Origin of the sequence: Geminicoccus sp., from assembly GCF_036263595.1 — a bacterium.
GTDB lineage: Bacteria > Pseudomonadota > Alphaproteobacteria > Geminicoccales > Geminicoccaceae > Geminicoccus.
In genome coordinates this window covers 1-4,660 of sequence record NZ_DATAGQ010000048.1, presented here as the reverse complement: position 1 = coordinate 4,660, position 4,660 = coordinate 1, and the positions used below count along the sequence as shown (strand labels likewise).

Annotated in this window: 5 protein-coding genes and 2 pseudogenes; 5 read left to right on the top strand and 2 right to left on the bottom strand. The window is 68.5% G+C overall.

Annotated features, from left to right (window positions below; genetic code table 11):
- Positions 1-7: 7 nt before the first annotated feature.
- The 3 genes and pseudogenes from VHL31_RS26605 to VHL31_RS03985 form a co-directional block, all read left to right on the top strand.
- Positions 8-205: pseudogene (locus VHL31_RS26605) on the top strand (glycosyltransferase family protein); the annotation flags it as partial.
- Between the two features lie 159 nt (positions 206-364).
- A complete protein-coding gene (locus VHL31_RS03990; RefSeq protein WP_349262354.1) occupies positions 365-1,414 on the top strand; it encodes a UDP-glucuronic acid decarboxylase family protein in 1,050 nt (349 codons plus the stop codon).
- A 33-nt stretch (positions 1,415-1,447) separates the two neighbouring features.
- A complete protein-coding gene (locus tag VHL31_RS03985; protein ID WP_329659914.1) occupies positions 1,448-1,657 on the top strand; it encodes a hypothetical protein in 210 nt (69 codons plus the stop codon).
- Between the two features lie 9 nt (positions 1,658-1,666).
- On the opposite strand, the gene VHL31_RS03980 is transcribed toward VHL31_RS03985, so the two are convergent.
- Positions 1,667-2,437: an SDR family NAD(P)-dependent oxidoreductase gene (locus VHL31_RS03980; protein WP_329659913.1), complete on the bottom strand. Its 771-nt coding sequence runs from the start codon at positions 2,435-2,437 to the stop codon at positions 1,667-1,669.
- Positions 2,434-3,741: a histidinol dehydrogenase gene (gene hisD / locus VHL31_RS03975; RefSeq protein ID WP_329659912.1), complete on the bottom strand. Its 1,308-nt coding sequence runs from the start codon at positions 3,739-3,741 to the stop codon at positions 2,434-2,436. The genes VHL31_RS03980 and hisD overlap by 4 nt, the downstream gene beginning before the upstream one ends.
- A gap of 240 nt (positions 3,742-3,981) precedes the next feature.
- Here hisD and VHL31_RS03970 point away from each other — a divergent pair, with 240 nt between their 5' ends.
- Complete coding sequence (locus VHL31_RS03970; RefSeq protein ID WP_329659911.1) at positions 3,982-4,308, top strand: hypothetical protein; 327 nt, start codon at positions 3,982-3,984, stop codon at positions 4,306-4,308.
- Positions 4,305-4,660: pseudogene (locus VHL31_RS03965) on the top strand (hypothetical protein); the annotation flags it as partial. The gene VHL31_RS03970 and the pseudogene VHL31_RS03965, both read left to right, overlap by 4 nt.

Below are 4,660 nucleotides of genomic sequence, written 5' to 3'. Positions count from 1 at the left end.
CGCCGACATGATCGCCGCCGGCTGGTCGCCGAGCGTACGCCTGGTCGAGGCGGCCGCATGCGGCACGCCCATCATCAGCGATCGCTGGCAGGGCCTGTCCGATCTCCTGCCGGAGAACGAGGCCATCCTGATCGCGGACGATACGGCGACGGTGGTCCGTGCCCTCGAAGCGACCGGCGAAGGGGAACGTCGGCAGTTGGCCGACCGCGCCCGCCGCATCGTCCTGGAAGCCCATACCGGCGTCGCGCGTGCCGCGGACCTGGAACGGCTGCTGGCAGCAGCAGTCGATCCGGACCGGCGGACGCCGCGTATCGTCCATACCTCGTCAACTCCCCGACCGTCCTCGACGTCCAAGGAGGCCGCCATGCCCAGAAAAGCCCGCCGGTCTCCGGCCACCAATGCCGTCCTCGTCGCAGGTGGCGCCGGCTTCCTCGGCAGCTATCTATGCGAGCGCCTGATTGGCGAAGGCTGGCGCGTGGTCTGCCTCGACAGCTTCCGGACCGGTGCCTCGGAGAACCTGCGCCCGCTCGAGCGGGAGCCGCGATTTTCCCTGATCGAGGCGGATGTGTGCGAGCCGCTGCCCAGCTCGATCAAGGTAGACCGCATCTTCAACCTCGCCTGTCCCGCTTCGCCCCGGCACTATCAGGCCGACCCGATCCATACCCTGCTGACCAGCGTGCTCGGCGCCCGCAACCTGCTCGACCTCGCCCGCGCGAACGGCGCCCGCCTCGTGCAGGCCTCGACCAGCGAAGTCTATGGCGATCCGGACCAGCACCCGCAGCGGGAGACCTACTGGGGCAATGTCAACCCGATCGGCATCCGTGCCTGTTACGACGAAGGCAAGCGCGCCGCCGAGACGCTGTGCTTCGACTATATGCGCCAGCACGAGGTTGACGTGCGGGTGGCCCGCATCTTCAACACCTATGGCCCCCGCATGCGCCCGGACGACGGCCGGATCGTGTCCAACCTGATCGTGCAGGCGCTGAAGGGCCGGCCGCTCACCGTCTATGGCACCGGCGAGCAGACCCGCTCCTTCTGCTTCGTCACCGACCTGATCGACGGCCTCTACCGCCTGATGGATATCGAGGCCAACCCGCGCGCGCCGATCAATATCGGCAACCCCGAGGAATACACGATCAACGAGTTGGCCCGACTCGTCACCGAGCTGACCGGCTCGGCATCGCCGATCGTGTACGAGCCCCTGCCGTCCGACGACCCGCAATGGCGCCGCCCCGACATCACCTCGGCCCGCACCGTCCTCGGATGGTCGCCCAGCACCTCGGTGCGGCAGGGCCTGGCGGCGACGATCGCCTGGTTCAATGCCGCGAACGCGGAAGAACGCGAGCGCGGCCTTGCTTTGCGCCCGATGGGGTTAACCTTCAGGACTCCGGCGATCGCCGGGGCGCTGGGCTGACCCGGCGTCGACCATCAGCCAGCGGAGGCCGCCATGGCCAAGGATCGGCAGAACCCGGACCAGGATCCGGTCGAAGGTGCCCCGGACGTCATCGACAACGAGCTGGAAAGGCAGGGCGGCCAGGGCTCGTCGCAGAACCAGGGGCGGGCCCAGCAGATGCCCACGCCGGACGACACCACCAAGGGCGACCGCATTCCCGAAGACCGGGAAGAGGTGATCAACTCGACCAACGGCCTGCCCTGAGCTGCCGGCTCAGGCGGCTGTCCAGCCTCCGTCGACCATGAGCGCCGAGCCGGTCATGAGCGCGGAGGCGTCGGAGGCCAGGAACAGGATCGCGCCGCTTAGATCTTCCGGCCTGCCCAGCCGCCCCAGAGCGATCTTGCCGAGCACTTCCTCGCGAAAGCCCTGGGCGCTCAGGAACGGGCGGGTCATCTCCGTCTCGATGAAGGTCGGGCAGATCGTGTTGACGCGGATCCCGACCGCCCCAAGCTCCAGTGCCATGGCCTTGGTCATGCCTTCCATCGCCGCCTTCGACGCGCAATAGACCGTGCGGTTGCGGCCGCCGACATGGCCCATCTGCGACGAGACGTTGATGATCGAGCCGGGCCTGCCAGTCGCGATCAGCCGTCGCGCCACCGCCTGCGCCGCGAAGAACGCGGCACGGACGTTCAGGCCGAAGATCATGTCGAAGTCGTCGACGGTCACGTCGACGAACGGGCGGGGCCGGTTGGTCCCCGCATTGTTCACGAAGACGTCGTAGGGCTCCGCCTCGGCGACAGCCCCGGTGAACGCTGCCAGATCCGTGACATCGACGGCCAGCACCTCCGCTTTACCGCCGCCGTCCCGGATCGCCGCCGCGGCCGCTTCCAGTTCGTCCTGCGAACGGGCCACCAGCGTGACCTCCGCCCCGGCCCCGGCCAATGCCGCCGCCGCGGCCAGGCCGATCCCACGGCCGGCCCCCGTCACGAGGGCCCGCCGCCCGTCCAGCCGGAACGAGGGCGTTGCCGGCAATTGCACGCTCATTCCGCCGCCCCGGCATACGGGATGTTCCGTCCGCCATAGCGCCGCACGCGCAGGTTCGCCTGCTCCGCATGCCCCGCAAAGCCTTCCAGCATGCACAGGCGCGAGCAGTACTCGCCGACCATTGCCGATGCCTCGTCGGTGAGCACGCGCTGATAGGTCACCGTCTTCAGGAACTTGCCGACCCAGAGCCCGCCCGTGTAGCGGGCCGCCTTCTTGGTCGGCAGCGTGTGGTTGGTGCCGATCACCTTGTCGCCATAGGAAACGTTGGTGCGCGGCCCGAGGAATAGGGCACCGTAATTGGTCATGTGCTGGAGGAAGTAGTCCGGGTCCCGCGTCATGACCTGGACATGCTCCGAGGCGATCCTGTCGGCCTCGACTACCATCTCCTCCTCGCTGTCGCAGACGATCACGGCGCCATAGTCCCGCCACGCCGCCGCCGCGATCTCCGCCGTGGGCAGGATCGTGAGCAGCCGCTCGATCTCCGCCATCGTGTCGCGCGCCAGGCGCTCCGACGTCGTCAGCAGGATGGCCGGCGAGTTCGGCCCATGCTCCGCCTGCCCCAGCAGGTCGGTGGCGCACATCTCCCCGTCCACCGTCTCGTCCGCGATCACCAGCGTCTCGGTCGGCCCCGCGAACAGGTCGATCCCGACCCGCCCGAACAGCTGCCGCTTCGCCTCGGCCACATAGGCGTTGCCCGGGCCCACCAGCATGTCGACCGGATCAATGCTCTCGGTGCCCAAGGCCATCGCCCCCACCGCCTGGACACCGCCCAGGCAGTAGATCACGTCCGCCCCCGCCAGGTGCTGGGCCGCCACGATCGCCGGCGCGAGGGCTCCCTTGTAGGGCGGTGCGCAGGTGATGATCTCCTTCACGCCTGCGACCCTGGCCGTCACCACCGACATGTGCGCCGAGGCGAGCAATGGATACTTGCCGCCCGGCACGTAGCACCCCACCCGGTTCACCGGGATGTTCTTGTGCCCGAGCACCACGCCCGGCAGCGTCTCGACCTCGATGTCCTTGAGCGCCGCCCGCTGGTGCTCGGCGAAGTTGCGGATCTGCGCCTGCGCGAACCTGATGTCGTCCAGGTTGCGCTGGGAGAGCTGCCCCAGGCAGTCCCGGATCTCCTGGTCGGTCAGCCGGTAGTCGTCGCGGTCCCAACCGTCGAACTTCACCGACATCGCCCGGACCGCTGCATCGCCGCCCTTCGCGATGTCCGCCAGGATGGTCTCGACCACTCCGCGCACCGCCGCATCGTCCTGCGCCGCCGCGTTCGGATCACGGCCTTCCTTCAACCAGCGCGCCATCGAAACCCCCCAGGCTTTTGGCCACGGCTTAGGCCACGGAGATCAGGTTGGCAAAGCCGGATCGTCCGGGTCCGCATCGCTGCCGCTGAATGAACCTGTTCTTAATGATTGAATGCGATGATCTGTGGGAGGCTCATCCACGGTGGCCATGTGAGCGATCGTCAGCACATTCCGTCCATGCATCCGGCTCGGGCGCCGTCGCCCTCGGCAGGCATGGCCGCGCCTGCCGGCCAGACGTCGTTGCCGCGGCGACCGACCCCCGCATGGCTCCCGGCGACGCTGCTGCTCCTGGCCAGCTTGGTCGCGACTGCCTGGCTCGCGGTGCAGCCCAAGCCGTCGCGGAGCGTGCTCGCGATCTTCGCTCCCTGGTGGTCCCAGGAAGATGTCTTGAAGGCGGCCGGCCTGTCCGGCGTCGCTATCGTCGGAGCCGGCAGTTGGCCGAACTTCCTGGTGGTGATGCCCGCGGACCCGTCGGATGGCGCCGCTCTGTACGCGGCCGGTGCCTGGCTGCTGCTCGACCCAAGATTGCTCGCCGCCTGTGCCGGCCTATCCGAGGAACTTTCATGACGTCGCTTGCCCGGATCGATCGCCTGCAGGCGCTGGCGAATTGCATGCTGCTCTTGCTGCTGTGGCTCCACGTGCCTGTCGTCGCGGGACTGAGCCAGTGGCTCGACAAGGATTGGCTGGCGCCGACCGCGGTCGCCTTGGCCCCGGCCTTGGTGGCCACGGCTTCCTGGCGCTTGGCGGGGAACGGGCTGGCGACCCGCCTCCTGGTCGGTGTCGCCGCCGTGTGCTCCGTGAGCGTCCTGGTGGCGGTGCTGGGCGGGCATGCCTGGCAGATCGACCTGCACATGTACTTCTTCGCCTGCCTTGCCATTTTGACGATCTATTGCGACTGGCGGGTCGTGGCCGCGGGTGC